The following is a 25,346-nucleotide window of genomic DNA, read 5'->3' as shown; positions in this document are numbered from 1 at the left end:
GGAAATTCTCCGCCTTCGGCTCCGAATTTTGGGGGCTCTGGCGGCGGCGTTATCTCAGCAGCTTTTTCAGATACTGCCCGGTATAGCTGGCCGGACAGGCCGCCACCTCCTCCGGCGTGCCGGTACACACAATGGTCCCGCCGCCGTCGCCCCCTTCGGGGCCCAGGTCGATGATGTGGTCGGCTGTCTTAATGACATCCAGGTTGTGCTCGATGACCACCACTGTATTGCCCCCCTCCACCAGCCGCTGGAGGACCTCGATCAGCTTGTGGACGTCGGCGGAGTGGAGGCCCGTTGTAGGCTCGTCCAGGATATAGATGGTCTTGCCTGTGGATCGCTTGGACAACTCAGTAGCCAGCTTGACCCGCTGGGCCTCGCCGCCGGACAGCTCGGTGGAGGGCTGGCCCAGCTTCACATAGCCCAGCCCCACTTCCTCCAGGGTTTTCAGGCGGTTATAGATGCGGGGCAGATTTTCAAAGAAGGGCAGGGCCTCGTCCACCGTCATCTCCAGCACCTCGTAGATGTTCTTGCCCTTGTAGCGCACCTCCAGCGTCTCCCGGTTGTACCGCCTGCCCTTGCACACCTCGCAGGGGACATAGATATCGGGCAAAAAGTGCATCTCGATCTTGATGAGCCCGTCGCCGGTACAGGCCTCGCACCGGCCGCCCCTGGTGTTAAAAGAGAATCGTCCAGGGCCATAGCCCCGGCTTTTGGCGTCGGGGGTGGAGGCAAACAGGTCCCGGATATCGTTGAACAGGCCGGTATAGGTGGCTGGGTTGGAGCGGGGCGTGCGGCCAATGGGGGACTGGTCGATGTTGATGACCTTGTCCAAAAACTCCTCCCCCTCGATGCGGTCGTGCTTCCCAGCTCTGGTCTTGGTCCGGTTCAAATCAGCTCCCAGCTTCTTAAACAGGATCTCGTTGACCAGGGAGGATTTGCCCGATCCGGATACCCCGGTAACACAGGTAAAGGTACCCAGGGGAAACTCCACATCCACGCCCCGCAGGTTGTTCTCCCTGGCCCCAAATATCTTCAAATACTTCCCGTTCCCTCTCCGGCGCTGGATGGGAACGGGGATTTTTTTGCGGCCGGACAGGTAGTCCCCGGTGATAGAGCCTGGGGTGTTCATGACCTCCTCCGGGGTGCCGGCGGCCACGATCTGGCCGCCATGAACTCCTGCGCCGGGACCCACGTCGATGATATAGTCTGCCTCCCGCATGGTGTCCTCGTCGTGCTCCACCACCAGCAGGGTGTTGCCCAGGTCCCGCAGCTCCTTCAGGGTGGCAAGCAGCTTGTCGTTGTCCCGCTGGTGCAGACCGATAGAGGGCTCGTCCAGGATATACAGCACCCCCATGAGAGAGGAACCGATCTGGGTAGCCAGCCGGATCCGCTGGCTCTCGCCGCCGGACAGGGTCCCCGCCTCCCGGCTGAGGGTCAGGTACTGCAAGCCCACGGAGCGTAGAAAGCCCAGCCGGCTTTTGATTTCCTTGATGATCTGGGCGGCGATCATGGTCTGGGTGGGATTCAGCTCCAGCCGCTCCATGAAGTTCAGGGCGTCGCTGACGCTCTTGTGGCAGTAGCTGTCGATATCCAGCCCTCCCACAGTGACGGCCAGGGACTCCTTTTTCAGCCTGCGCCCCTGGCAGGTGGGGCAGGGGCACTGGGACATACACTCCTCCAGCTCCCGCTTCATACCGTCGGACTGGGTCTCCCGATAGCGGCGCTCCAGATTGGTGACGATGCCCTCAAAGGGCTGGTACAGGGTGCCCTGGCCCCTGGGCTGGTCATAGTGGAGGGTCAGCTTTTCCCCGCCCGTGCCGTAGAGGATAACGTCCAGCACCTCCTTCGGCAGGTCCTTGATGGGGGTGTTCAGCTTGAACTTATATTTCTTGGCCAATGCGTCAAAGTACATCCGGGAGATTCCGTCCGACTTGATGTTGTTCCAGCCAGAGGCGGTGATCCCCCCCTCGACGATGGATAGATTCTTGTTTGGCATGATGAGGTCCGGGTCGATCTTCATTTGGGAGCCCAGGCCCATACAGGTGGGACAGGCCCCAAAGGGATTGTTGAAGGAGAACATCCGGGGGGTGAGCTCCTCAATGGATATGCCGCAGTCCTCACAGGCGTAGTTCTGGGAGAACAGGATATCCCGGTCTTCCCCCACCACGTTGATGACCACCAGGCCCCCCGCCAGGTTGGAGGCGATCTCCACGCTGTCGGTAAGCCGGCGTGTGATATCCTCCCGAATGACCAGCCGGTCCACCACGATTTCAATATCGTGCTTCTTGTTTTTCTCCAGCTTGATCTCCTCGGACAGGTCATAGGTGATGCCATCCGCCCGGCAGCGGACATAGCCCGACTTTCGGGCGTCCTCAAAAACTTTGGCGTGCTCCCCCTTCTTTCCCCGGATCACAGGAGCCATGACCTGGATACGGGTGGCCTCCGGCAGGGCCAGCACCTGGTCGATAATCTGGTCTATGGTCTGCTGACGAATCTCCTTGCCGCAGATGGGGCAGTGAGGCGTGCCCACCCTGGCCCACAGCAGCCGGAGGTAGTCGTAGATCTCGGTCACCGTCCCCACGGTGGAGCGGGGATTCTTGCTTGTGGTCTTTTGGTCGATGGAAATAGCCGGGGACAGGCCGTCGATGTAGTCCACATCCGGCTTCTCCATCTGGCCCAGAAACATCCGGGCATAGGAGGATAGGGACTCTACATAGCGGCGCTGCCCTTCGGCGTAGATGGTGTCAAAAGCCAGGGAGGATTTACCCGACCCGGACAGGCCGGTGAGCACCACCAGCTTGTCCCTTGGGATGGACACGTCGATATTCTTCAGGTTGTTCACCCGTGCGCCTTTGACGGTAATATGAGTATGCATGATCTGGTTCTCCTTATTGTTTCCCTTTGGGCGGTCCGGCCTTCAGCAGGACCAGCCGTCGGACATCCTCCAACTGCTCCTCCCGCTTCACATCCAGCACCAGCCACTTGCCGCCGTTGAACAGCGGGGTATTCTCAAACACGGTTTGAAAGGCCGGGGAAAAGGTGGGCAGCAGGGCGTTCAGTTCCTCCATCTGCTTTGCCCCCACCGTCACCAGGGCGGTAAACCAGCCCGCCCGGATGTAGCAGGCGCACAGGGCCCTGGATCCCTTTTTATACTTCACGTTCCAGCCACGATCCATGGAACACCCGCTGAACTCGATGGCGGGCTTCACCCCGTAAGTGTTCTCCATCCAGCTCTGGAGCCGGAAAAACAGTGGACTGCCTACCCAGCGGGCGATTTCATCCATGTTGGGCTGAATGTTCCGGGGAAATGCCGCGTCCCAGGGAGTCGAAGGATCCAGTCTCATCTCCTCCGGTCGGGGCTCCCGGGCGAAGCGGACCAGGTCCTCCCGCACCGCCCCCCATTTCCGGTAGTTTTCCCGGCCCTGGCGCAGGGTCATGCCGCGGTTCTCATCGCTGGGGTCGTCCTCGCCGGGATCAAACAGGTCGTTCTCCCAGAAGCACACCGGACAGATATAGGCCAGGGCCTCCTCTTTGGGCACGGGGAAGGTGAGAAATCCGCAGCAGGGGCAGGGATAAATTCCCGCCGGCTCCTCTGGCTCCGGCTCAGGAGCCGGGCTCGGCCCGGACTCCTCCAGCACCGTCCAGCCCCCCTCCTCCGATTTTCCCAGCAGGAGAAACCCGTTTTCAGCGGTGGGGAGGTATTGGAATTTTTCCCTGTCTGCTTGCTCTCTCATGTCTGCTTCCTCCGTTTCCTGGGCGGTTGACTGTTTGGGGACACCAGCTCCGCCGCCCGGCGCAGGGTTTCCCCGTCGTCCGGGTCCAGGACATAGTGGGGCTTGGCCCCCTCATAGGGGGCGGCGGAGGGGCGGTCTCCCAGCAGCCCTTCCACACAGGGGAGCATCTTGACAAAGGGGGTGTCGTCGCACACCAGCAGCACAGGCCTGTCGTTGAGATACACCATATACTCTCCGAACATCTTGCGGGAGCGGACTTCCCCCGTTCCCTCCAGCTGTTCGCAGAGATAGGCAACAAATTCAGGGCTGGTAGACATAGTCTTCTCCTTTTCAAACAGTCAGATCGGCGGTCTCCGCCCCAACCAGCCCAATCAGGTCTGTGGGGGAAAGCTCCACCTGACAGCCGATTTTACCGGCGGACACGATAATGGTGTCCAGAATCTCCGCTGTCTCATGGAACACCGTGGGGTACTGCTTCTTCATGCCGATGGGCGAGCAGCCCCCGTGGACATAGCCAGTCAGGGGGAGCAGCTCCTTCTGGTGGAGCATGGCGACGGACTTTTCCCCTACCGCCTTGGCCGCTTTTTTCAGGTCCAGGCTGTCGGCCACCGGGATGTCAAAGACATACAAGGCACCGGACGCCCCCCGGGCCACCAGCGTTTTGAACACACACTCCGGGTCCTGGCCCATGATCCCGGCCACCGTCACCCCGTCCACCGCCTCCCCCTCTTCGTGGGGATAGGTGTGGGGGGTATAGGGGATCTCTTTTTGGTCCAAGATCCGCATCACATTGGTTTTTTCATCCTTCTGCTTTGCCACGGGATCGCCTCATTTCTCTTACAGTATGTAGATCCACAGCACAGCCAGGATCAAAATATGGACGGGATAAAAGGCATAGCAGAAATATTGGAATCCCCGCCCGCCGGGCCCTCGCCGCCCGTTATACATCCAAATAGGGAGCAAGGCCAGCACGGCCAGCCCCTGCTGCGGGAAGGAGAACTCCAGTCCTCCCAGAGAGATTGGAAACTGCATCCCGCCCATCAGCACGCCGTTGATGATCCACAGCCCAGCCAGCTCCGCCAGCCAGCCAAAGGGCAGCTCCCGGCACACCCAGAACAGCAGCACCGTCAGCACCCCCAGACCGCCGTAGTCCACCATAGACAGCTGGCCCAGAACATAGCCCAGCCAGCAGGCCACTCCAAGGGTCAGATAGCGCCAGAGACCGCCTTTTTCCACCCCAGCCCGGGTCAGACGCAGCATCAGCAGGGCCAGACAGAAGGTGAACAGCACGTTCTGATGGAAGGGATAGATCACATTCCCCCCGTACATCAGATTAAAGGGGATCTCGGAGATCAAGGCAAACAGAAAGATCCGCCCAAGATATCCTTTGAAATGATGGGTGCGGGCAAAGCCCTCCGCGATTTGGAAGGCAAAGATGGGAAAAGCCAGCCGGCCTATACTGGTCATCCACGCGGCCCCGGGAATCACTGTGGCCCACATATGGTCACACAGCATCAGCGCCATCGCCAATAGTTTCAAATGCAGGGAATTAAGGCATTTCAGCCGGTTGAGCACGGTCATTTTCTCTCTCCATATCACAGTAGTAGCGGTCCTCCCGCCATTTGGCGGGATTGGTGTCGATGTATTGCCAGATGCGTCGATAGTCCCGGTCGTTGCGGATGATGTGGTCGTAATAATCATCCTGCCACACTGGTTCATCCCACGCTACGGTGACAGAGCGTTTTAAATAACGCACCAGCATCGGCCCCTACGGCAGTCCCAAGTGTATGCCTCTTTCCGCAGGTGCAAATCGTGATGAAATAATACCCCGGTCGGCCATAGTCGCAATCGGTCAGGCGGTTTTGTTTGCGCCTGGGCATGACCATTGGCTCATCCCCTCAAACATTCACGCAGGCCGTCCAAAAAGGGTCCCAGGGCGGTCTGATCCCCTGTGAATTCAAATTTGAGGCTTTGGATCCCATACACACCAAACAGCGTACCGCTGACCTGAACATGGCCCATGCGGTCCAGATCGAAGCACAGCCTGCCTCCGTAGGAAACATCTTTGATCTCAGCGTGTTTCCCCTGGAGATGATTCATCTCATCCAGTTGACCCACAAAGTTCCTGACCTCTTCGATCCCGCACATCCAAGAGCCGGTGCCGACATATTCTTCCTCGCTCTCTCCGTAATTGTCCTCGCCATTGGAGCACACACGAACCTTGAACTCGGTGCCGTAGGGATCGTTACTTTCCCGGTCATTACACCAAAAATCGAATATCTCCACACAGTTTCTACCCATAGAAAATTTTGCGCTCACAGTTATTTCCCCCGCAGTTCAATGATCTGGTCCCGCAGGGCGGCCGCCAGCTCGAACTCCAGCATCTTGGCAGCCTCGCGCATCTCTTTTTCCAGACGGGCGATCCGCTCTGCCTTCTGCTGTTTAGTGAGGCCCTGGACCTCGCCCTTCTTCTCCGGGGTATCCTCCCCTTCGGCAGAGATATCCAGCAGAGCCCGCACCGATTTGATGACTGTCTTGGGTACGATGCCGTGGGCCTTGTTGAAGGCGTCCTGCTTCTCCCGCCTCCGCTCCGTCTCGTCCATGGCCCGGCGCATGGAGGGTGTGATGGTGTCGGCGTACATGATGACCATGCCCTCGGCGTTTCGGGCCGCCCGGCCGATGGTCTGGATGAGGGAAGTCTCGCTTCGGAGAAATCCCTCCTTGTCCGCGTCCAGAATGGCCACTAAGGACACCTCAGGCAGATCCAGCCCCTCCCGCAGCAGGTTGATCCCCACCAGCACATGGAAGGCACCCAGGCGCAGATCCCGGATAATTTCCATGCGCTCCATGGCATCGATGTCGTGGTGCATATAGCGCACCTTGATCCCCGCCCCCTGGAGATAGGCGGTCAGATCCTCTGCCATCCTTTTGGTCAGGGTGGTGACCAGCACCCGCTCGTTCCTGGCGGTACGCTGGTTTATCTCGCCGATCAAGTCGTCGATCTGCCCCTCTACGGGACGGACCTCAATGCGGGGATCCAGCAGACCGGTGGGCCGGATGACCTGCTCCACAATCTGTCCGGAGCGGGTGCGCTCGTACTCCCCAGGGGTAGCGGACACATAGACCACCTGGTTGACCCGCTGCTCAAACTCCGGAAATTTCAGCGGCCGGTTGTCAAAGGCGCAGGGCAGGCGGAAGCCGTAGTCCACCAGGGTGGTCTTGCGGGCCCGGTCCCCATTGTACATGGCCCGCACCTGGGGCAGGGTGACATGGCTCTCGTCGATAAACAGAACGAAGTCTTTTGGGAAATAGTCCAGCAGGGTATGGGGAGGCGAGCCGACGGGGCGGCCTTCAATCACCCGTGAGTAATTCTCAATGCCTGAGCAGTAGCCCAGCTCCTGCATCATCTCCACGTCGTACATGGTGCGCTGCTTGACGCGCTGGGCCTCAATGAGCTTGTTCTCCGATTCGAAGAAAGCCACCCGCTCCTCCAACTCCTTGTAGATCTCCTGGATAGCGGCGTCCATCTTCTCCTTGGGAGTGACATAGTGGGTGGCAGGCCAGATAGGGATATTGGTCAGCCGACGGATGGAGGTGCCGGTGACCACATTGATCTCGCTGATGCGGTCGATCTCGTCCCCGAAAAACTCCACCCGGATGGCCGTGTCCTTCCAGTAGGCTGGCCAGATCTCCACCGTGTCCCCCCGGACACGGAACATATTGCGTTCAAAGGCGATGTCGTTGCGCTCGTAGCGGATGGCCACCAGCTTTTTCAGCATCTCGTCCCGCTCCATCTGGGCACCCACCCGGAGGGAAACCATCATCTTCTCAAAATCCTCCGGCTCGCCCAGGCCGTAGATGCAGGACACCGAGGATACCACGATCACGTCCCGCCGCTCCAGCAGGGAGGCGGTGGCGGACAGGCGGAGACGGTCGATTTCCTCATTGATGGCGGAGTCCTTTTCAATAAACGTATCCGTATGGGGGATATAGGCCTCCGGCTGGTAGTAGTCGTAGTAGGATACGAAGTATTCCACCGCGTTGTTGGGAAAAAACTCCCGGAACTCGGCGCACAGTTGGGCGGCCAGAGTCTTGTTATGGGCCAGTACCAAGGTGGGACGCTGGACCTTCTCGATGATCTTGGCCATGGTGAAGGTCTTGCCCGAGCCGGTCACTCCCAGCAGGGTCTGCTCGTCCAGCCCCATCTCGATCCCCTGGGCCAGAGCCTGAATGGCCTCCGGCTGGTCGCCGCTGGGGGTATATTCTGAAACCACTTCAAATTTGGGCATTCCCTTCACCTCGCCAGTAGTCTATACAGATTACTCCTCATTATATCAGAACATTTGTTCCAACACAAGAGTTTTTCGCTCCTCCCACCGTTTTTGCAGGGGGAGGAGCGGGTACTTATAACAGCTGATACATGGGACGGCCCTGCCGGCGCTCTGTCTCCATCAGGGACACCACGTCCCCGTCCACGAAGATCAGATGGTCCTCCAGCGTCACCCCAGCGGGCAGCAGGGCGCTGCGGATGACATCAGTGGCCTGCCAGTCGGCGTCGGAGGGAAGGGCCAGATTGCTGATGTGGTTATGGGCCAGATACAGCCTGGAGGCACGCAGACCCACCGCCTCCTCCAAAATACGCCGGATATTGATGTCACAGGCAGAGATGCTGCCCTCTGACACCAGTCGGACACCCAGGGCCTTTCGCTTGCTGTCCAGGAAGAGGCCATAGACCATCTCGTTTCTCGCCCCAAAAAAATAGGGACCCAGGAGCTCCTCAGCCTGGTGGATGCTGTTGATAATCTTTCCCAGGTCGCTCCTGTCCATCTGGTAGCGCCTGCCCAGAGCGGGGATAAGCCGCAGCAGAAGCGCGGTGTGCTCCCCCACCCCCAGCACCTTTGTCAGCTCGTCCACCGAGGCGTCCAACACCCCGGCCAGAGAGCCAAAGCGGTCGATCAGGTCGTGGGCGATGGCGTTCACATCCCCCTGGGGAATGGCGTAAAACAACAGCAGCTCCAGCACCCTGTGGTCCGGCCAGCCCTCCAACCCACGGGTCAGAAATTCTGTTTTCATCCGCTGCCGGTGGCCGGCATGGCGGTGCTTTCCTTGTTCTGCCATGGGACCTATTCCTTTCCCTCAGTACCTTGCCCCTCAACCTGGGACATCAGCTCCCCATAGTCTACCAGCATTTTTTTACATATCCCGCACCAGAACGCACTTGGCCGCTGTGCCCACACAGCGCCAAAGGACTCCGGAGGCAGCAAAATGGCGTGCTTTTTCTTCAGGACAGCCTTGGTCCAGAGCTTGGGAGGCACCTCCCCGGCCGGTAGAATATAGCTGTCTCCCCGGTCGTGGAACGTCCCTTCCAGCATTGATCCGCCACAGTATGGACAGTTCATTCCAGCACCTCCAATCAAAGGCTCTCTCAGCCCTTGGCTCCGTACTCTGCCAGGTACGCCTCCATTCAAAATGCGGGTTTTTCTCCTGCGGGAAAAACATATGCGCTTCGCACACCGCATTTTCAGGGGGGACCAGTTACCCCCTGATGCCCCCCATGCTCTCCAAGGGGACGGGGGGTTATAGGTTTATGCTTTGGCCCCGTACTCCGCCAAGTAGGCTTCCATTTTAGCCTTCATCTCGTCGTCAATATAGACTTTGCCATCCACAGGGTTATTATGGAGGAAGGCGATGACCTCCCGGACGGTAACGATGGGGTAAACCTGGATACCATAGTCCTGGCGCAGCTCATCCAGGGTGGAGCAGTCCCGGGTGCCCCGCTCCATCCGGTCCACCGACACGAACAGGGCCTTCATGTTGACCTTGGCCACATGCTTAAACAGCTCGATAGACTCCCGGACGGCGGTGCCAGCGGTGACCACGTCCTCAATAATGGCCACATCATCTCCGTCCTGTGGCTTGTAGCCCACCATGGAACCACCCTCGCCGTGGTCCTTGGCCTCCTTGCGGTTGAAGCAGTAAGGCAGGTCCCGGTCATAGTTCCGGTACAGAGAGGCCGCGGCGGACACCGCCAGAGGGATCCCCTTGTAGGCGGGGCCGAACAGGCAGGTGATTCCCTCCGGCATATGCTCCTGAATGCAGGCGGCGTAGTAGTCTCCCAGCTTGGCCGCCTGGGCCCCGGTCTTGTAGTTCCCGGTGTTGACGAAATAAGGGGTCTTCCGTCCGGACTTCGTGGTAAAATCCCCAAAGGTAAGCACGCCGGAGCGCACCATAAATGTGATAAATTCCTCTTTGTATGTCATCGTTTCGACCTCTTTTCTCCAGTTTGCCCGGCACAGGCCGGAAATCGTATTATTATATCATTTTTCCTCCCCAGATACAAGAAATCGCCGTCTTTTTTCATCCGGATTTTTCTTCGGCTTTTTTACAGTGTCTGTACTTTACGGTTCGGGCCAGGTTTGATATAATATTTTTGCCCAATGCCTCCGCTCCTCTGTGGCGGCAGGGTCCCGGAAGGAGAGAGAATAGATATGTCCGCCCTGACGCAGCGATGCAAAGCCCTCTTTGGCTATATGGACCAGTTGGTCCACCGAATACCTTCGGTCCCCCGGGATATCCTAACCACTGCTCTTCTGCTGTACGCCGCCTACTGGATCAGCGGCATTCTGATCTCCCACACTGGTGGAGAGAACAATTCCGCCCTGGTATTCGTGCTGGCAGTGGTGTGCATCTCCTTTTTTACCTCCGGCTATGCCTATGGGATCACCGCCTCCATCGTAGGGACCTTCTGCATCAACTACTTTTTTATGGTCCCCTATTCCGCCTTTTCCTTGAGTCATACGGGTTACCCGGTGGCTATGCTGTCCATGGTGGCTATCTCCTGTATCGTGTGCGCCCTTACTTCCCGGGTCAAGCAGCAGGCCATTGAGGCTGTCCGCCGGGAAAAGAACACCAAGACCCTCTATGAGATGAATGAAAAGCTCAACGCGGAAAAAGCGGCCATCCAGTTACAGTCCGCCAGGGAAACAATACGGGGCAACATCCTACGCGCCGTGTCCCATGATCTGCGCACCCCTCTGACCGCCATCTCCGGCGCCGCCTCTGTCCTTCTGTCCAGCGAGGACATCCTCCGGTCAGAAAAAAACGCCTCCCTTGCCAACGATATCAAGGCAGACGCTGATGCTCTGATCGTCATGGTGGAAAATCTGCTGTCCGTCACCCGAATTCAAGACGGCACCATACCCCTGAAAAAGCGGGAGGAGATGTTGGAGGAGGTGGCGGGGGACGCCATTCTGACCACCCGGCGCCGGTTCCCCAACTGTCATGTGGATCTGGAGCTGTCCGAGGATATCTTATACCTACCTATGGAGCCCATGCTCATCAAGCAGGTGATGGTCAACCTGCTGGAGAACGCGGTCCGCCACTCCGGCAGCCAGTCCGGTATCCTGCTCAATCTGTTCCGTCAGGACGAGTGGGCAGTGGTGGAGGTCCGGGACCACGGCAAAGGACTGCCCCCGGAGGTGTGTCAGGCCGTCCAGTCTGGCCGGCCTCTGTCCCGAGATCTGAACGGGGATTCCACCCGCGGGATGGGCATTGGTCTGTCTGTCTGTCAAAGCATCATCAAGGCCCACAACGGCTTTTTTGCCGCGGGCAACGCCCCGGAGGGCGGAGCGGTGATCCGCTTCGGCCTCCCCATGAAGGAGTCTGACCATGAATGAAAAACGACTGATCCTGGTCATCGAGGACGAGCACGCCATCAGCAACTTTATCTGCCGCGCGCTGGCCGCCAATGACTATAAGGCCATCCCCGCCTCCAGCGGCAAGGAGGGGCTTTCCCTGTTCTTCTCCCACAGCCCCGACCTGGTCCTGCTGGACCTGGGACTGCCCGATATGGACGGGCTGGAGGTGCTGGAACAGCTCAGCGACCTGCCCCGAGAGGTCCCTGTCATCATCATCTCCGCCCGTGACCGCGAGTCGGAGAAGGTTCGCGCTCTGGACATGGGGGCGGATGATTATGTGGTAAAGCCCTTCGGCGTGTCCGAGCTGCTGGCCCGTATCCGCACCACGCTCCGCCGGGCGGATCGTTTGAAGATGTCCCAGGGCGCCCAGAGGGACGTGTATCAGGTCCAGGACCTTGTGGTGGATATCACGAAGCACCAGGTGCTGTTAGCAGGAGAGCAGATCCACTTCACCCAAAATGAATTCAAGATTTTGGAGCTGCTGTGCATCCACGCCGGGAAGGTGCTCACCTACGATTTTATTTTGGAGCACGTCTGGGGGCCCTACGGCGGCAACAATAACAATCAGATTCTGCGGGTCAACATGGCCAATATCCGCCGAAAGCTAAAGGAGGATCCCTCCAAGCCCAAATATATCCACACCGAGCTTGGCATTGGCTACCGTATGCTGGAGGATTGACCCCACCAGCAGAGCAGGCAGACCTTAGAGCAGCCCCGGAGCGGGTCTCTCCCTCCGGAGCTGTTTTTGTCCCCCGACGGTGATTAACGGTTTCTTTACATCTTCCTTTCTTTCATTTACACCCATTTCACTCCCCCGATGCTATAATACAGGTAGGAGCTATTCCCACGCGAAGGCAGACAGTGAATACTTCTCTGCCCGCATCATCCGGGTTTCCTCACTTTTCCCGGACCCTTTCTCTCTCCGGCTGACGCCCCTTTCTCTCTCCCGAAAGCGGTCTGTCAGCCAGCACACACGGACAGCCGCTTCCGCCAAAGCCGGCTGTCCACCTAACATTGGGCCCCCGGTTTCACAGTATGGGACCGGGGTTTTTTTATTGCCGGAGAGGCGTAAATGCCTCCTTGTCAACTTTTTAATCTGGACCTCCTTTTCGTTAACACCCATTTAATTTCTTCTCTGCTATAATCAGGATACAAACAACACAAGGAGGCAATGTACATCATGGACACCCGTTTGAAAAACATCCTCTGGGAAGGAGAAGAAGTCCGCTGGTCTGGCCGCCCCAAGCCCTTCTCCCTGTTCGATCACGACAGCAAAAATTCGATTCTGCTCACCTGGATCGTTTCCGCCCTGGTTCTGGCAGCAGTCATTGTCCTGATGGTCTTCAGCTCTATTACTGGCACCCGCTCCTTCACCGATGTCCTTATTATGGCCATCGTAGCCCTGTTTCTACCTGTGGCCCTCTCCGCTCGGCCCTTCATGGATAAAAAGTGCCTGGAAAAGAACACGCTCTATGCCATCACCAATTTCCGCATCATCGCCTTGGTCAAGGGTGAGGTGATGTACCTCCCCCTGGTCAAAGGGATCAAGACCGCCGTTCAATCCCACGAAGATGGCTTCGGCAGCCTTCGCTTCGGTGAGCTGGTCGGCAAGCCCGCCAAGAAAAGCCGTGACCACGCCGTGATTGGCATGCGAAATGTGGACAGCAGAGAAGATATGGCCGGTCTGATGTTCTATCACATCGATCAGCCCGGCCAGCTGCTTCGTTATCTAGCTTGATGTCCGGCGCTCCCCTCTCCCACTTTGCCGGACAATTCTTCCCTTATTTGGCCTTGGGATGATCTTCTTCTCTCCTTTTCATCCCCTATCCGGCCAAACCCTTTTGGACAGTCCCTCCTCTCCCTGGGACTGTCCTCTCTTTTTCAAAAAATGACCCAGGCCTTTGGGCCTGGGTCATTTTTCCTTTTTATGGGACCAATTCCTGACGTAGGCGGTCCAGCGCCCGACGCTCCAACCGGGATACCTGGACCTGAGACACGCCCAACACCCGCGCCGTCTGAACCTGGGTCATTCCTCGGTAGTACCGCAGCAGCAGCACCTGCTGTTCCCGCTCCGGCAGGGTGGAAAGGGCGGTGCGGAGTGTGAGCCGCTCCACCAGCCCTTCCTCTTCGCCTCCGGCAGTAAGCAGGCCCTCCAGGGTCAATCCCCCATCTCCGGTTTCCGCCTGAAGGGAGATAACAGGTTCCGCCGCGGTCTCCGCCGAGGCAATCTCCTCCGGAGACAACCCGGTGTCCTGGGCCAATTCAGACAGGGTTGGCTCCCGGCCCAGTTGGGTGGAAAGCTTACTCCTGGCATTCCGGACTGACATCCCCCGCTCCTTCAGCCCCCGACTCACCTTCACCGGCCCGTCATCCCGGAGGAATCTCCGGATCTCTCCGGCAATCTTGGGGACCGCGTAGGTAGAAAACTGAGTGCCATAGGACTGGTCAAAGCCGCGGACCGCCTTCAGAAAGCCCAGGCACCCCAACTGATACAGGTCGTCCGGCTCCACACCTCGGCCGTAATACCGCCGAACTACGCTCCAGATCAGACCGTTGTTCTCCTCCAGCACCTGTTCACAGGCCCGGCTGTCCCCATTTCGGGCCGCTTCCAGCAGATCCAGGTCGGAGAGAGTGCCGCTCACCGCCCAGCCCGGCGGGCGATCTTCCGCCGCATGGTCACAGTGGTCCCCTTACCGGGGGCAGAGCGGACCTTCAGCGTGTCCATAAAGCTCTCCATAATGGTGAAGCCCATTCCGGACCGCTCCTCGTTCCCTGTGGTAAACAGTGGTGTCCTGGCCTGGTCCACATCAGCGATCCCCACTCCCCAGTCCCGGATGACGATTTCCAAGCTGTGATCCTCCCGCAGACGCAGCTTCATGGCGATTTTGCCAATGGTGTCTGGATAGGCGTGGACGATGGCGTTGGTCACCGCCTCGCTGACCGCGGTCTTCACGTCGTTGACCTCCTCCAGCGTGGGGTCAAGCTGGGCGGCGAAGCAGGCCGCCGCCGCCCGCGCGAAGCCCTCGTTGGCGGAGCGGCTGGGAAATTCCAGATTCACATGATTTTCAATTTTCATATTATGTAGGTCCTCCTTCGTGCAGGGCGGGCCGCCCCCTCTATTCAAATCGGATGATACGCTGGAGGCCGGCGGCCCGGAACACCTTTTCCGCCTGCCCCGGCGTGTTGATCACCCGCATGGCTCCTCTCACCTGGCCCATCCGGCGGTGTGCCCGCAGCAGCACGGCGATGCCGGAGCTGTCGGTAAAGGTCAACCCTCCCAGGTCCAGAGTCAGTTCCCTGGGCAGTGCGGCGTCGATCCTCCGGTCCAGCTCCTCCATCACCGCTTTGGCCCCATGGTGATCCAGCTCTCCCGTCACCGCCGCGGTCAGCCGGCGCTCCTCTTCAGTGCAGTTCACAGGCATTTCTTGTGGCTCCTTTCCAGGGGAAGGCAGACGGCCGCCCCTATGTCCCAGATGGTTTGATTATAGGACAGGCCCTCTGTCATATCCTGCCTCTTTCTGTCTGTTGACAGTATTTCCCTCCTTTTCCGTTGTCATTCCTTCCCTATCTTTTGGGGTAAAATTTTTTATTTTACAAATTTTGTATTTTGCCGTATAGTAGTATGCGAAGAACGATTGACAACAGGAGGCGCTTTCGGGTGTCACGAGAAATACATCTTACCTCTGGCCCTATTATGCCCCAGCTGGTCCGGCTCTGTCTGCCTCTATTGGCCGCCAACGTGCTCCAGCAGCTGTACAACATCATCAATTCTCTGGTGGTGACCTACTACATCGGGGACAGTGCCTTTGCCGCCCTAGGGGTAGCCGAGAGCGTAATGAACCTGTTTATCTACGTCATCACTGGGGCCTGTATGGGCGCTTCCGTCCTAATCGCTCAGTTTTACGGCGAGGAAAACTTCCCCCGTCTGCGGCAGCAGCTCTATGTGTCCGCCGTCCTCATCGGCGGATGTACCCTGGGCGCCGTCCTGCTGGGCCAGATTTTCCTGCCCCAGTTACTGGGCGTCATCCAGACTCCAGCGGAGCTGATGGGAGATGTGTCCTCCTATCTGCGCATTATTCTAATTGGCATGGTATTCACCTTCACCTATAACTATCTGGCCGCCACCCTCCGGGCTGTGGGAGACACCCAGGCCGCCCTGTACTTTCTTCTCGCCTCCCTTGGATACAACCTAGTCTGCGCCTGGCTGCTGGTGGCGGTGCTTGACATGGGCATTCAGGGGACCGCTCTGGCCACCGCTTCCGCCCAGCTACTGTCCACCCTGCTATGCTTCCTCTACATTCGCAAACGGCGTGCCTTTCTTACGATTCATCGGGAAGATATGAGAATGGACCGCCAGTTGGTCCGGCTGACCAGCAGCTATGCCGCTGTGGCGGCCCTCCAACAGTCCAGTCTCTACCTGGGCAAGCTCATCATCCAGAGCGCAGTCAACGGCATCAGCCTGGTAAGTACCGCTCCCATCTCCGCCTTCACCGCCGCCACCCGTGTGGAGAACTTCATTCAGGCCTTCGGCATAAGTGGATGTGAGTCCATCGCAATCTTTGTGGCCCAGAACCGGGGTGCCTGCCAGGAACGCCGCACCTATCAGGGATTTAGATGGGGGATTTTTACCCTTTTGACCATGGGTCTTTTCTTCTCCCTGACAATAAATCTGGGCGCCTATCCCCTGTCTGCCCTATTCCTGGGCGGCAAGGCGGAAGGGATGGAGCTATGTATTTCTTATTTGAAGTACATCAGCTGGTTCTATTTCCTGTCCTTCACCGGTCACGCCTGGGTCGGCTGGTACCGGGGCGTTGGACGGATGAACATTACCTTCTGGGGCACCACCATTCAGATCGCCATGCGGGTAGCCGGAACCTATCTGCTGGTAGGGGCCATGGGGCTGGATGCGGTGGCTCTGGCCACCGGAGTGGGATGGGTCGCAATCAACATCTTCCACGCCTCTGTCTTTGTCCTGGCAGTCAAGGGCATCTGGCCCAAAAAGTCTCAGTCACCTCAATAAGTGAGAAAGCCGTGGCCCGTGGGCCGCGGCTTTCTCACTTATTCAACAATTTCAGGAAACGGACCAGCCGCCTCGGACCAACAGCTTCACATCACTGGCAGCTGCCTTCAGGGTACGGTCTGGGATGGTGGACATATAGAGGTGGTTTTTCGTGAGGGAGGCGCCGCTGTTCACGGTCCCGCCGGTGGAGATATCAATGAGGGCGGGGCTGGTATTGGACTGGACCGTGGCCGATCCCACCCGGAGAAGGACCTCGCAGCCTACCTCCAGAGCCATGGTCTGACCACTGGTCATCGTGACCAGGGTATAGGAGGCGCTGCCAGAACCGGCAGAACCGCCTGCCGCCTCTATCTCCTGCTGATATTTGGCTATCTGGGCAGCCAGCTGGGTGGATAGCTCCTGCTGCCGGACCTTAGTGTTCTCCTCCACCTTGGCCACCACCTCAGGAATAACCGTTTCATCCAGATAGCTCATGGTAACCAGAGGGTCATTTTGGTCCCCGTTGGCGGCCAGCACCACTCCAGCCCCCAGGCAGAGGGCGGCCAAGATGGCGGTTCCCGCCGCCAGGGTCCATCTCCTGCTTTTTTTCATGATAAGTACTCCTATCTCTGTCGCTGTCTTATGTAGGCTCCGCCCATAGGCGGAGCCGCTTACTTTTACACCATGGTCTCTGGGTGCAGCCCGAAGCTGACCGCGATAGCGGTATCCACCTGCTTCATGACTCCCTCGTCCAGTCGGCCCATCTTTTCCCGCAGGCGACGCTTATCCAGGGTCCGCACCTGCTCCAGAAGGATAACCGACTCCTTGGGCAGCCCGCAGCTCAGAGGTGCCACCGAGATATGGGTGGGCAGTCTGGCCTTCCCTGTCTGGGAGGTGATGGCCGCGGCGATGACAGTCGGGCTATGACGGTTGCCCGTATCGTTTTGGACGATCAGAACAGGCCGCACGCCCCCCTGCTCACTGCCCACCACCGGGCTGAGATCGGCGTAAAAGATGTCGCCTCGCTTCACGCTGTTATCCACGTACATTCACACTCCGCTGGAAAGATAGTACGCGTTACAGGCGCCCACCGGGTCCTATGTAACGCTGTACTATGATTCTCCCACGGAGCGGCGGGGTTTATACTCTCCGCCAAAAAATAGCATTTTTTGCTTTGACCAAGCCCGCCGCGCCTTTGTACCCTGGAGAGGTCCTCCCCTCTCCGCCGCTCCAACTCATCCTATGTGGGTCTGAGCCGGGCGGTCACGGGGCCGGACAGGCAGCGGGCCAGCCTGTCCGGTGGATTTTGGGGGCCAAACTCAACGGATCTCCCTTCCACCATCCAAATAGATACGGGGGACCCGCCGGGAGAGCTGGCACAATAATTCATAGACAATGGTCTCAGCCTGATCCGCAGCGCGCTGGGTCAGCCCAGGGCCATAGATCCGGGCCACATCCCCCGGCGCCACGTCGGGCAGGTCCGTCACGTCCACCATGCACATATCCATACAGATGCGTCCAAGGACGGGGCACAGCCTGTCCCCGATCTGGACCTGCAGCTTGTTGGACAGGGATCTTGGCAGGCCGTCCCCATAACCGACCGGCAGGACAGCTACCCTGGAATCCCGCTCCAGCACGGCGGTACAGCCATAGCTGATGGGGCTTCCGGCAGGCATTGGCCGGACGGCGGCCACCCGGCTTTTCAGAGTCATGACCGGGATCAGGCCGGGGGCCTCTATCCCCGGCGCAGGCGGGAAGCCGTATAGGGCGATGCCGGGACGGATCATATCCATGTGGCTCTGCCCATAGTGTAACACAGCGGCGCTGGCGCCGCAATGGTAAATTGCGAAATGAAGCCCCCGGTCCTCCAGAGCCTTCTTCGCCTCCAGAAACCGCCTGAGTTGGGCTGCGGTGTAGGTCTCGTCCTCATCCGCAGCGGCGAAGTGGGTGAACATCCCCTCCACCTCCAGCCCAGGCAGGGCGCACAGGGCGGTCATCTTCTCCAGGGCGGAACCGTTCTCTCCATCCCCCCAGAGAAACCCCAGCCGTCCCATACCAGTGTCCACCTTCAGGTGGACGCGCAGCCTCTTTCCGGCGGCCAGCGCCACTCGGGACAGGGCCTGGGCGGACTCCAGATCCTCCACAGTCTGGGTGATGTTCCAGTCCAGCAGGTCCTGGGCCAGCGCCGGGTCCGTCTGGCCCAGGCAGAGGATGGGCAGGACAATACCGCCCCGCCGCAGCTCCTCCCCCTCGGCTGCACAGGCCACCGCCAGCATATCCGCTCCCAGCTCCTGGAGCTTTTTGGCCACTGGAACCGCCCCATGGCCATAGGCGTCCGCCTTGACCAGCCCCAAAAATCCGCAGCCCGCCGGGGTCAAGGCCTTTAGGGCCCGGTAATTGTGTGCCATGGCCCCCAAATCTATCTCCGCCCAGGTGCGGGCCTTCCGTCTGTCTGTCATCGGTCATACCTTCTTTTGTATCCAAATAGGGCCTGCCGCCCCATTTTCCTCTCCCAAGGGCCTGTTCCCCTAGGACATAGCAAAATCTGTAAACTCACATAAAATGGCCCGGAATCCGTCCACCGATATCTCGCCTCTGGACAGGGCATGGGTAGAGGTGTCGAACCACAGGGATACCTCGCTTCCGGTGCCCGGAGTTCCCTCCGGGTCCCCACAGTCCATACGGAGCAGGGCGCCGTCCTCCTCCAGCGCGCAGGACACGATGTAGCCTGACCGGGCCCCTTCCAGCAGGGCGGGGACGGCGGACACAGGACTCAACCCCTCCGGGTCCAGCGGGCCCGTTTCCACTGAAAGACCGTCATATTCCAGCTGTCCATCCTGCCCTGTAACGCGGGCCGTGATGCCGGCCACCGTGTCCGGAGCGGACAGGGTCAGAGTGGTCTCCTCGCCGTCCACCGCCACCGCCAGCTCATACTGGTACACCCGCTGCCCGTAGTCGGCGGTAATGGCCGCCTGCCCCGCGCAGGAGCTCATGGCCAGATACTCCCCCCGGATCTGTAAGGCCAGCTCCTCCGCCTCGTTCCCTTCCGCTCCGCCGGTACAGGCGGATAGCAGCAGGATCATCATTGGTACGCAAAACAGAAGTTTGCGCACAGTTTTCCCTCCAAAGCGTCATGAATAGGCTTTTATTTTCGCTCCTCATTCTCCTTCAGCACCTCGGGGAGCATCCCGATCAGGTCAGAGGGCAGCATAGCGTACTCCCCAAACCGTTGAGCACACTTGTCCCCGGCCTTCCCATGAAGCCACACAGCCAGAGCAGTTGTTTCCGACACCGTGGCATGGGGTCCCTGAAGGTGCTTTTGTCCCAGCAGGGCGGCGATCATCCCGGCCAGCACATCGCCGGAGCCTCCCTTTGCCATGCCGGGATTCCCGGTGCCGTTGAGCCAGGTGCGGCCGTCTGGAGCGGCAGTGACAGTGCCCCGCCCCTTGAGGACCAACGTGCAGCGGTGGTCCTTGGCAAAGGTCCGGGCTGCCGCCACCCTGTCCTGGATGGGGAGGGCACACCCCGTCAACCGGGCAAATTCCCCGGCGTGAGGGGTCAGGACCGTGGCCGCCCGCCGTCTGTCCAAACTATCTATATGCCCGGACAGGGCATTTATGCCATCGGCGTCCAGCACCACTGGTATCTCCAGGTCACATAGCAGGGAGCGCACCAGCCGCTCCATCTGCGGATGCCGGCCCAGGCCAGGACCGATCACAGCCACATCACAGGACCGGGCCTTCTCCAATAGTTTATCATACTCCTCCGGCAGAGGAAAGGCCATGGCCTCCTGGCACTTGACAGCCACAATGGGATAGATCTCTCGGGGCACTCCCACATAGACCAGTCCGGCTCCGGTGCGCAGCGCCCCACAGGCGGCCAGCACAGGAGCTCCGGTATAGCCCTCGCTGCCCCCCAAAATAAACACCTTTCCAAAGTCCCCCTTGTGGCCGTCTGCCGGCCGGCGGGGGAGATTCCAGTGCATATAGTCCGGATGGAGCTCTATTGGCTCCGGGCCCCGCCATATCATCTGGTGAACCAGATCCTGGGGGATGCCGATATGGGCCACCCGCACCTCTCCGGCACAGCCCGCACCAGCGCCCAAATAGAGCCCCGGCTTGGCGCAGGTGAAGGTAACTGTGGTTTCGGCCTGGACAGCCTGGCCCAGTATCTCCCCAGTGTCCCCATCCACCCCGGAGGGCAGATCGCATGACACTACGGGAGCCCGCCGGCCGTTCATCCACTGGACCGCCGCCAAAAAATCCCCCTCCAGCGGCCGCTTCAGCCCCACCCCGAACAGGGCGTCCACATAGCAGTCGCAGGTCCCCAGCCAGGCCGCCAGCCTCCTGTCCTCCAGGTCCAGAGGCTCCAACACGCCGCCGGCCTCAACCAGACGGGCCTCCATCGCCTTTGCGTCCGGCGTCATCTTCTCCCGGCCGCCCACCAAAAAGGCGCGGACACGATAGCCCTCCTCCAGCAGGATGCGGGCGGCGGCGATGCCGTCCCCACCGTTGTTGCCAGGACCGCAGAAAACAGCGATCCTCTGGGTGGGGTCGGTATTTTTGCTCTCCACGATGGCCCGGACAGCCTCCATCTCCCGCTGCTCCTCCGGCGTGGGCTCCCGGCTGTCCTCCATCATAACAAATGCTACCGAAACAGCCGACCCAATCACGCCATCCGGCCGTCTTGGCCCCTTCACAGGCCCCACCAGATCGACCACCGCCTGGGCCGCCTCCCGGGCGGCGTTCTCCATCAGCTCCAGAGAGGGGATCCCCCGCTCCTCAATGGTCCTCCGGTCCAATTCCCTCATCTGCTCTGTGGTGGCAAGCATACTCATTTTTCCCGCTCCTTCCATCCCTTTGGCAGCAGCTCCTCCACTGGGACTAATTCCACCACCTGGGCCGCCGCCGTCTTCGATGGGTATACCGTCAGCTCCAGGGCCGGCTCCCACAGCTCCCGGACCTCCTCCCCCGCCAGCAGCCGTCCGGAAAATCGCTCCATACCTTCCGACACCAGGAACACCGCCCCGTCCGGGGTGACGCAGTAAACCCCGTCTCCGATGGATTCCGCCCGGCCATACCAGCCGCCATCCCGGTCCCGGGCGACAAGTTCCATATAGGGCACTGTAAAAAACGGGGCGTTGGGAATGTCCTCGTCCTCAAAGAAAAAGAACACCCCGGCCCGCTCCGCCATCTCCTGATACTGAGGCAGCTCCTTCCGGACCTTGGCCTGCTCGGTGTGGATCACAGTCCCGGCGGGAAGGACCTTCGCCTCGCTGCTTAAGAGCCCCAGCGCGCCAAATCGATTCAGCTCCCCCATGTCAAAGTAGATGGTCCTCACAGTTCTCTCCCCTGTCACAGATTTTTTCCCATTCTACCACACTTCCCCGGACAAAAAAAGAGGGGGAGGGCCTCCGGCCCTCCCCGAATTCAATCTTTATTTCAAAAATCCGTTGACGATCTGTTCCTCGGCCTCTTTCTCCGTCAGGCCAAGGGTCATGAGCTTTGTGAGCTGCTCTCCGGCGATCTTGCCGATAGCCGCCTCGTGGATGAGCTGGGCGTCCAGACAGTTGGCGGTGACCTCCGGGATGGCGGACACCACGCCCTGATCCATGATAATGGCATCGCACTCAGAGTGGCCGTAGCAGGCGGCGTTCCCGTTGATGCGGGCCAGGAACACCTGCTTGGACTCGCCCCGGGCCACAGACCGGGAGATGACATTGGTGTGGCAGCCCTCCCCGTCCAGATCCACTGTGAAATCGGACTTGGCCAGTTGGCGGCCGTGGGTCATCACCTTCTCCTTGATAATAAGGGTGGAATTGGGCCCCAGCTTGGCCTTAGTCGTGCGGATGGTGGAGTCCACTCCCTTGATCTGGGTGGTTTCCATCTCCATGTAGCTGCCCTCCCGCATCTCCACGATGGTGGTGGGATTCATGATATTCTCTCCCAGTCCGTCCCCCTCGCCGTAGTGGCGCTCCACATAACGCACCCGGGCGTTTTTCCCCACATAGAAGGCATGAATACCAGAGTGCTCCGAGTTCTGCACCCCGCAGTTGTGGATGCCGCAGCCGGCCACGATGGTCACGTCGCAGTCGTCCCCGATGAAGAAGTCGTTATACACCGTTTCGGTCAGGCCGCTCTCACTGAGGACCACCGGGATGTGGACCGACTGGTTTTTGGTACCGGGCTTGATAATGATGTCGATGCCGTCCTTGTCCGTCTTGGAAACAATATCGATGCTGGCAGTGGTATTCCGGGCAGCCGCCTTCCCGTTGGCCCGAATGTTATAGGCCCCCTCAGGCACGCCGTGGAGCTCCGCTACCTGCTCCAGCAGGTTCTTTTGGATTGCGTCCATAAAAATCCCTCCTTTACCGCACCTTGTCCGTCAGGGCGCTGCAAACCTCAGGCGCCGCTCCCAGCAGCGAGGGCAGGATATCCTTCCTGGGCCCGTCCCGCTGGACCTGGCCGTCCGCCAGGACGATAATGCGGTCAGCGATGTTCAAAATCCTCTCCTGATGGGAGATGATGAGGATGGAACCGTTGATCTTCTCATGCAGGTGCTCAAACACCTGGATGAGGTTGCTGAAGGACCACAGGTCAATGCCCGCCTCCGGCTCGTCAAAGACAGACAGCTTGGTGGAACGGGCCATAATCATGGCGATCTCAATGCGCTTCAGCTCTCCACCGGACAGGGAGGCGTCCACTTCCCGGTCGATATAGTCCTTGGCGCACAGGCCCACCTCTGAAAGATAGTTGCAGGCCTCCGGCACGCCGATGCTCTTTCCGCTGGCCAGGGTGATCAGATCCTTGACCGTCAGCCCCTTGAAGCGAACCGGCTGCTGGAAGGCAAAGCTGATGCCCTTCCGGGCCCGCTCGGTGATGGACAGGCCGGTGATATCCTCTCCGTCCAGCAGGATGCGCCCCTGGGTGGGCGTCAGGATGCCGGCGATGACCTTGGCCAGAGTGGATTTCCCCCCTCCGTTGGGTCCGGTGATGGCCACGAACCGCTCGCTGATGGTCAAATCGATATCGCGCAGGATGCCCTTGTTGTCGCCGTCCTGTTCCACGTCATAGCTGATATGCTGTAATTCCAGCATGGGAACCCCTCCTATGGTTTCCGGCTCTGGAGCCGGTCTGTCTAAACAGTATCATGCCCCCTGGACTGGGCCGCCAAACAGGGCCTGTCCTTTGAGGCGTCTTTATTCTATCACGGGAGGGAGAATTTGTCTATCCTTAATTTCCTACTTTTTTAATAGGAATTTTATTTTTCAGATTTTATGCTTTATTATCCTGGCCCTCAAGGGATCAGCCCCCTCTTTACAGGGAAGTATATACAGAATGACACCTCTTTTAAAAAGGAGGTCCCGCCATGAGAGATACCGCTCTCCCTCCTCCTGTGTCGCTACGGCGCGGAGCGCCTGGACTGGAAGGGGCTTATACTCTGCTTGATTGGGCTCAATCTTGTCCCGCTCCTCCTTGCGGCCCGCCCCGCCTGGCCCTCCTCTTTGGTTCTCCCGAGGGGCCCTGCATCCTGCCCTTTTCAGGCCTCCTCTTTCTCTGCGGGTCAGCTTTTTCATATTTTTCGTCGGGATGACTTGCATTCCCGGCGCTTTTGTGATATAAGTACCTTTAGTGTAAATTGCGGAGAACAGGAAAATAGGGGAACTGTGTTCGTCAGAGAGGGTAGGTCACCGGCTGAGAGCCTGCCTGGAAACGGCCCCTTGGTTCGCCTGGGAGCGGCCCCTGAGAGGGGGACGGTCTGCCCACCGTTATCGGGGCTTTGAGCGCGTACAAGTGTGTACGAATGCGGGTGGTACCGCGGAAGGCTGGCCTTTCGTCCCTGAATTTTGGGGATGGAAGGTCTTTTTGTTTTTTGAAACATGAGGTGATGTGCCATGAAGCGTCGATTTATCCCAATCCTGGCTGCTTTGACCTGTGTGCTTCTGCTAGCCGGCTGCCAAAAGGCTGGCCCCAGTCCCCTGCCCGGTTCTGATGTCAGTTCCTCTGTCCCTATTCCAGAGACGGAGGATACTGACCAGTCCACGCCCTCCGACACCGGCGATACTCTGCCGGACCTTTCCGTCAATCAGTTCCCCAGTTCCTCTCCCGATGAGCCTGAAGGCCCTGCTGTCCCTGTGGAGCCTTCGATGCCAGACGAACCTCCTGTTCAAGAGGAACCCGCTGAAACGCCGCCGCCTGTGGTGGAGGAGCCGGCGCCGCCCGTGGATAACCACACTCTGTATATCCTGATGTATCACCACTTTGTGCCTGATACCGACGAGGAGCTTAACGACTGGACGCTTACGGAGAGCCGCTTTCGGGAGGACCTGCAGTGGCTGGCGGACAACGGCTATACCACGGTCCTGCCCCGGGAGCTGGCAGCGGGAGAGCCCCTGCCGGAGAAGGCGGTCATGCTCACCTTTGACGATGGTTATGCCAGCAACTACCAAATTGCCTATCCCCTGCTTCAAGAATTTCAGGCCAAGGCCGCCATCGCTATGATCGTCCGCCGGACCGTGGACGCCAAGCCCGACTTTCTCACCTGGGAGATGTGCCGAGAGATGGCCCAGTCCGGGCTGGTGGAGTTCGGCTCCCACACCTACGACTCCCACAAGGAGGCAGATCCCCGGGGCATCCTGCATATCAAGGAGGAAACACCAGAGGAATACGCCCAGCGCATTTTCCCGGATCTGCAGGCCAGCATCGACCTCATTGAGGAGAACGTAGGCATAGAGGTAGACTACTTCGCCTATCCCCACGGGCAGACCGATTCCTGGTCCGACGCCTATCTCACCGAACATTTCTCCGTATCCGTCACCACCCGGCACGGTGCTGCCGATATCCGTAAGGGGCTGTACCAGATGCCCCGGCATAATATCACCATGCGGGCTCCGGTCAGCCAATATCTTCCCTGATC

Annotated in this window: 27 protein-coding genes; 5 read left to right on the top strand and 22 right to left on the bottom strand. The window is 59.2% G+C overall.

Annotated elements, in window-relative coordinates; translation table 11 throughout:
• Positions 1–49: 49 nt before the first annotated feature.
• The 11 genes from uvrA to pyrE all read right to left on the bottom strand — a co-directional run bounded on the left by uvrA (position 50) and on the right by pyrE (position 9,994).
• On the bottom strand, positions 50–2,875 hold the full coding sequence (gene uvrA / locus MCG44_RS03950) for an excinuclease ABC subunit UvrA (protein ID WP_186853315.1): 2,826 nt from the start codon (positions 2,873–2,875) through the stop codon (positions 50–52).
• A gap of 13 nt (positions 2,876–2,888) precedes the next feature.
• Positions 2,889–3,734 (bottom strand): DUF3788 family protein, encoded by an 846-nt coding sequence (locus tag MCG44_RS03945; protein WP_240286919.1) that lies wholly within the window; start codon positions 3,732–3,734, stop codon positions 2,889–2,891.
• Positions 3,731–4,051 carry a TfoX/Sxy family protein gene (locus tag MCG44_RS03940; RefSeq protein ID WP_186853314.1) on the bottom strand — a complete coding sequence of 107 codons (321 nt, stop codon included), beginning with the start codon at positions 4,049–4,051 and terminating at the stop codon, positions 3,731–3,733. The genes MCG44_RS03945 and MCG44_RS03940 overlap by 4 nt, the downstream gene beginning before the upstream one ends.
• A 13-nt stretch (positions 4,052–4,064) precedes the next feature.
• Positions 4,065–4,553 carry a Cys-tRNA(Pro) deacylase gene (gene ybaK / locus MCG44_RS03935; protein ID WP_240286917.1) on the bottom strand — a complete coding sequence of 163 codons (489 nt, stop codon included), beginning with the start codon at positions 4,551–4,553 and terminating at the stop codon, positions 4,065–4,067.
• Between the two features lie 18 nt (positions 4,554–4,571).
• Complete coding sequence (locus MCG44_RS03930; protein ID WP_240286914.1) at positions 4,572–5,315, bottom strand: TraX family protein; 744 nt, start codon at positions 5,313–5,315, stop codon at positions 4,572–4,574.
• Positions 5,284–5,490, bottom strand: a complete 207-nt coding sequence (locus MCG44_RS03925) for a hypothetical protein (RefSeq protein ID WP_240286912.1) — start codon at positions 5,488–5,490, stop codon at positions 5,284–5,286. Before MCG44_RS03925 ends, MCG44_RS03930 begins: the two co-directional genes overlap by 32 nt.
• A gap of 134 nt (positions 5,491–5,624) precedes the next feature.
• Positions 5,625–6,035, bottom strand: a complete 411-nt coding sequence (locus MCG44_RS03920) for a hypothetical protein (RefSeq protein ID WP_186853312.1) — start codon at positions 6,033–6,035, stop codon at positions 5,625–5,627.
• A gap of 20 nt (positions 6,036–6,055) precedes the next feature.
• Complete coding sequence (uvrB, locus tag MCG44_RS03915; RefSeq protein ID WP_240286911.1) at positions 6,056–8,023, bottom strand: excinuclease ABC subunit UvrB; 1,968 nt, start codon at positions 8,021–8,023, stop codon at positions 6,056–6,058.
• Positions 8,024–8,138: 115 nt separating this feature from the next.
• A complete protein-coding gene (locus MCG44_RS03910) occupies positions 8,139–8,852 on the bottom strand; it encodes a JAB domain-containing protein (RefSeq protein WP_147570891.1) in 714 nt (237 codons plus the stop codon).
• Positions 8,853–8,857: 5 nt separating this feature from the next.
• Positions 8,858–9,133, bottom strand: a complete 276-nt coding sequence (locus tag MCG44_RS03905) for a PF20097 family protein (protein ID WP_186853310.1) — start codon at positions 9,131–9,133, stop codon at positions 8,858–8,860.
• A 186-nt stretch (positions 9,134–9,319) separates the two neighbouring features.
• Entirely contained in the window at positions 9,320–9,994 is a 675-nt protein-coding gene (pyrE, locus tag MCG44_RS03900) for an orotate phosphoribosyltransferase (RefSeq protein WP_147570893.1), read from the bottom strand.
• 228 nt (positions 9,995–10,222) lie between these two features.
• Between pyrE and MCG44_RS03895 the strand changes: the two genes are divergently transcribed.
• The 3 genes from MCG44_RS03895 to MCG44_RS03885 all read left to right on the top strand — a co-directional run bounded on the left by MCG44_RS03895 (position 10,223) and on the right by MCG44_RS03885 (position 13,169).
• Positions 10,223–11,410, top strand: a complete 1,188-nt coding sequence (locus tag MCG44_RS03895; RefSeq protein WP_240286909.1) for a DUF4118 domain-containing protein — start codon at positions 10,223–10,225, stop codon at positions 11,408–11,410.
• Complete coding sequence (locus MCG44_RS03890) at positions 11,403–12,110, top strand: response regulator transcription factor (protein WP_147570895.1); 708 nt, start codon at positions 11,403–11,405, stop codon at positions 12,108–12,110. The genes MCG44_RS03895 and MCG44_RS03890 overlap by 8 nt, the downstream gene beginning before the upstream one ends.
• A 501-nt stretch (positions 12,111–12,611) precedes the next feature.
• Positions 12,612–13,169, top strand: coding sequence for a hypothetical protein (locus MCG44_RS03885; RefSeq protein WP_147570896.1), 558 nt, complete (start codon positions 12,612–12,614; stop codon positions 13,167–13,169).
• 187 nt (positions 13,170–13,356) lie between these two features.
• On the opposite strand, the gene MCG44_RS03880 is transcribed toward MCG44_RS03885, so the two are convergent.
• The 3 genes from MCG44_RS03880 to MCG44_RS03870 are packed head-to-tail and all read right to left on the bottom strand — an operon-like array spanning position 13,357 to position 14,853.
• Positions 13,357–14,073, bottom strand: a complete 717-nt coding sequence (locus MCG44_RS03880; RefSeq protein ID WP_147570897.1) for a sigma-70 family RNA polymerase sigma factor — start codon at positions 14,071–14,073, stop codon at positions 13,357–13,359.
• Entirely contained in the window at positions 14,070–14,507 is a 438-nt protein-coding gene (gene spoIIAB, locus MCG44_RS03875; RefSeq protein ID WP_147570898.1) for an anti-sigma F factor, read from the bottom strand. The genes MCG44_RS03880 and spoIIAB overlap by 4 nt, the downstream gene beginning before the upstream one ends.
• A gap of 40 nt (positions 14,508–14,547) precedes the next feature.
• Positions 14,548–14,853, bottom strand: a complete 306-nt coding sequence (locus tag MCG44_RS03870) for an STAS domain-containing protein (RefSeq protein WP_147570899.1) — start codon at positions 14,851–14,853, stop codon at positions 14,548–14,550.
• Between the two features lie 236 nt (positions 14,854–15,089).
• On the opposite strand from MCG44_RS03870, the gene MCG44_RS03865 reads away from it, so the two are divergent.
• Positions 15,090–16,451: an MATE family efflux transporter gene (locus tag MCG44_RS03865; RefSeq protein WP_240286907.1), complete on the top strand. Its 1,362-nt coding sequence runs from the start codon at positions 15,090–15,092 to the stop codon at positions 16,449–16,451.
• 51 nt (positions 16,452–16,502) lie between these two features.
• Here MCG44_RS03865 and MCG44_RS03860 read toward each other — a convergent pair whose 3' ends face one another.
• From MCG44_RS03860 to MCG44_RS03825, 8 genes are all read right to left on the bottom strand, one after another.
• The gene (locus MCG44_RS03860) at positions 16,503–17,042 is read right to left on the bottom strand and encodes a hypothetical protein (protein WP_147570901.1); all 540 of its coding nucleotides are present in this window, start codon (positions 17,040–17,042) and stop codon (positions 16,503–16,505) included.
• Positions 17,043–17,107: 65 nt separating this feature from the next.
• Positions 17,108–17,473 (bottom strand): type II toxin-antitoxin system PemK/MazF family toxin, encoded by a 366-nt coding sequence (locus tag MCG44_RS03855; protein ID WP_317246521.1) that lies wholly within the window; start codon positions 17,471–17,473, stop codon positions 17,108–17,110.
• A gap of 276 nt (positions 17,474–17,749) precedes the next feature.
• The gene (gene alr / locus MCG44_RS03850; protein ID WP_240286905.1) at positions 17,750–18,889 is read right to left on the bottom strand and encodes an alanine racemase; all 1,140 of its coding nucleotides are present in this window, start codon (positions 18,887–18,889) and stop codon (positions 17,750–17,752) included.
• A gap of 69 nt (positions 18,890–18,958) precedes the next feature.
• Entirely contained in the window at positions 18,959–19,543 is a 585-nt protein-coding gene (locus MCG44_RS03845; protein ID WP_240286903.1) for a hypothetical protein, read from the bottom strand.
• A 32-nt stretch (positions 19,544–19,575) separates the two neighbouring features.
• On the bottom strand, positions 19,576–21,267 hold the full coding sequence (locus MCG44_RS03840; protein ID WP_240286901.1) for an NAD(P)H-hydrate dehydratase: 1,692 nt from the start codon (positions 21,265–21,267) through the stop codon (positions 19,576–19,578).
• A complete protein-coding gene (locus tag MCG44_RS03835) occupies positions 21,264–21,770 on the bottom strand; it encodes a hypothetical protein (protein WP_240286899.1) in 507 nt (168 codons plus the stop codon). Before MCG44_RS03835 ends, MCG44_RS03840 begins: the two co-directional genes overlap by 4 nt.
• A gap of 96 nt (positions 21,771–21,866) precedes the next feature.
• A complete protein-coding gene (locus MCG44_RS03830) occupies positions 21,867–22,784 on the bottom strand; it encodes a SufB/SufD family protein (protein WP_147570907.1) in 918 nt (305 codons plus the stop codon).
• Positions 22,785–22,797: 13 nt separating this feature from the next.
• Positions 22,798–23,526, bottom strand: coding sequence for an ABC transporter ATP-binding protein (locus MCG44_RS03825; RefSeq protein ID WP_147570908.1), 729 nt, complete (start codon positions 23,524–23,526; stop codon positions 22,798–22,800).
• Positions 23,527–24,324: 798 nt separating this feature from the next.
• On the opposite strand from MCG44_RS03825, the gene MCG44_RS03820 reads away from it, so the two are divergent.
• Entirely contained in the window at positions 24,325–25,344 is a 1,020-nt protein-coding gene (locus tag MCG44_RS03820) for a polysaccharide deacetylase family protein (protein ID WP_240286897.1), read from the top strand.
• Positions 25,345–25,346 lie beyond the last annotated feature (2 nt).

Source organism: Lawsonibacter sp. OA9 (genome assembly GCF_022440585.1).
The sequence above is the reverse complement of the archived record's forward strand: the minus strand, read 5'-3'. Positions and strand labels throughout refer to the sequence as shown.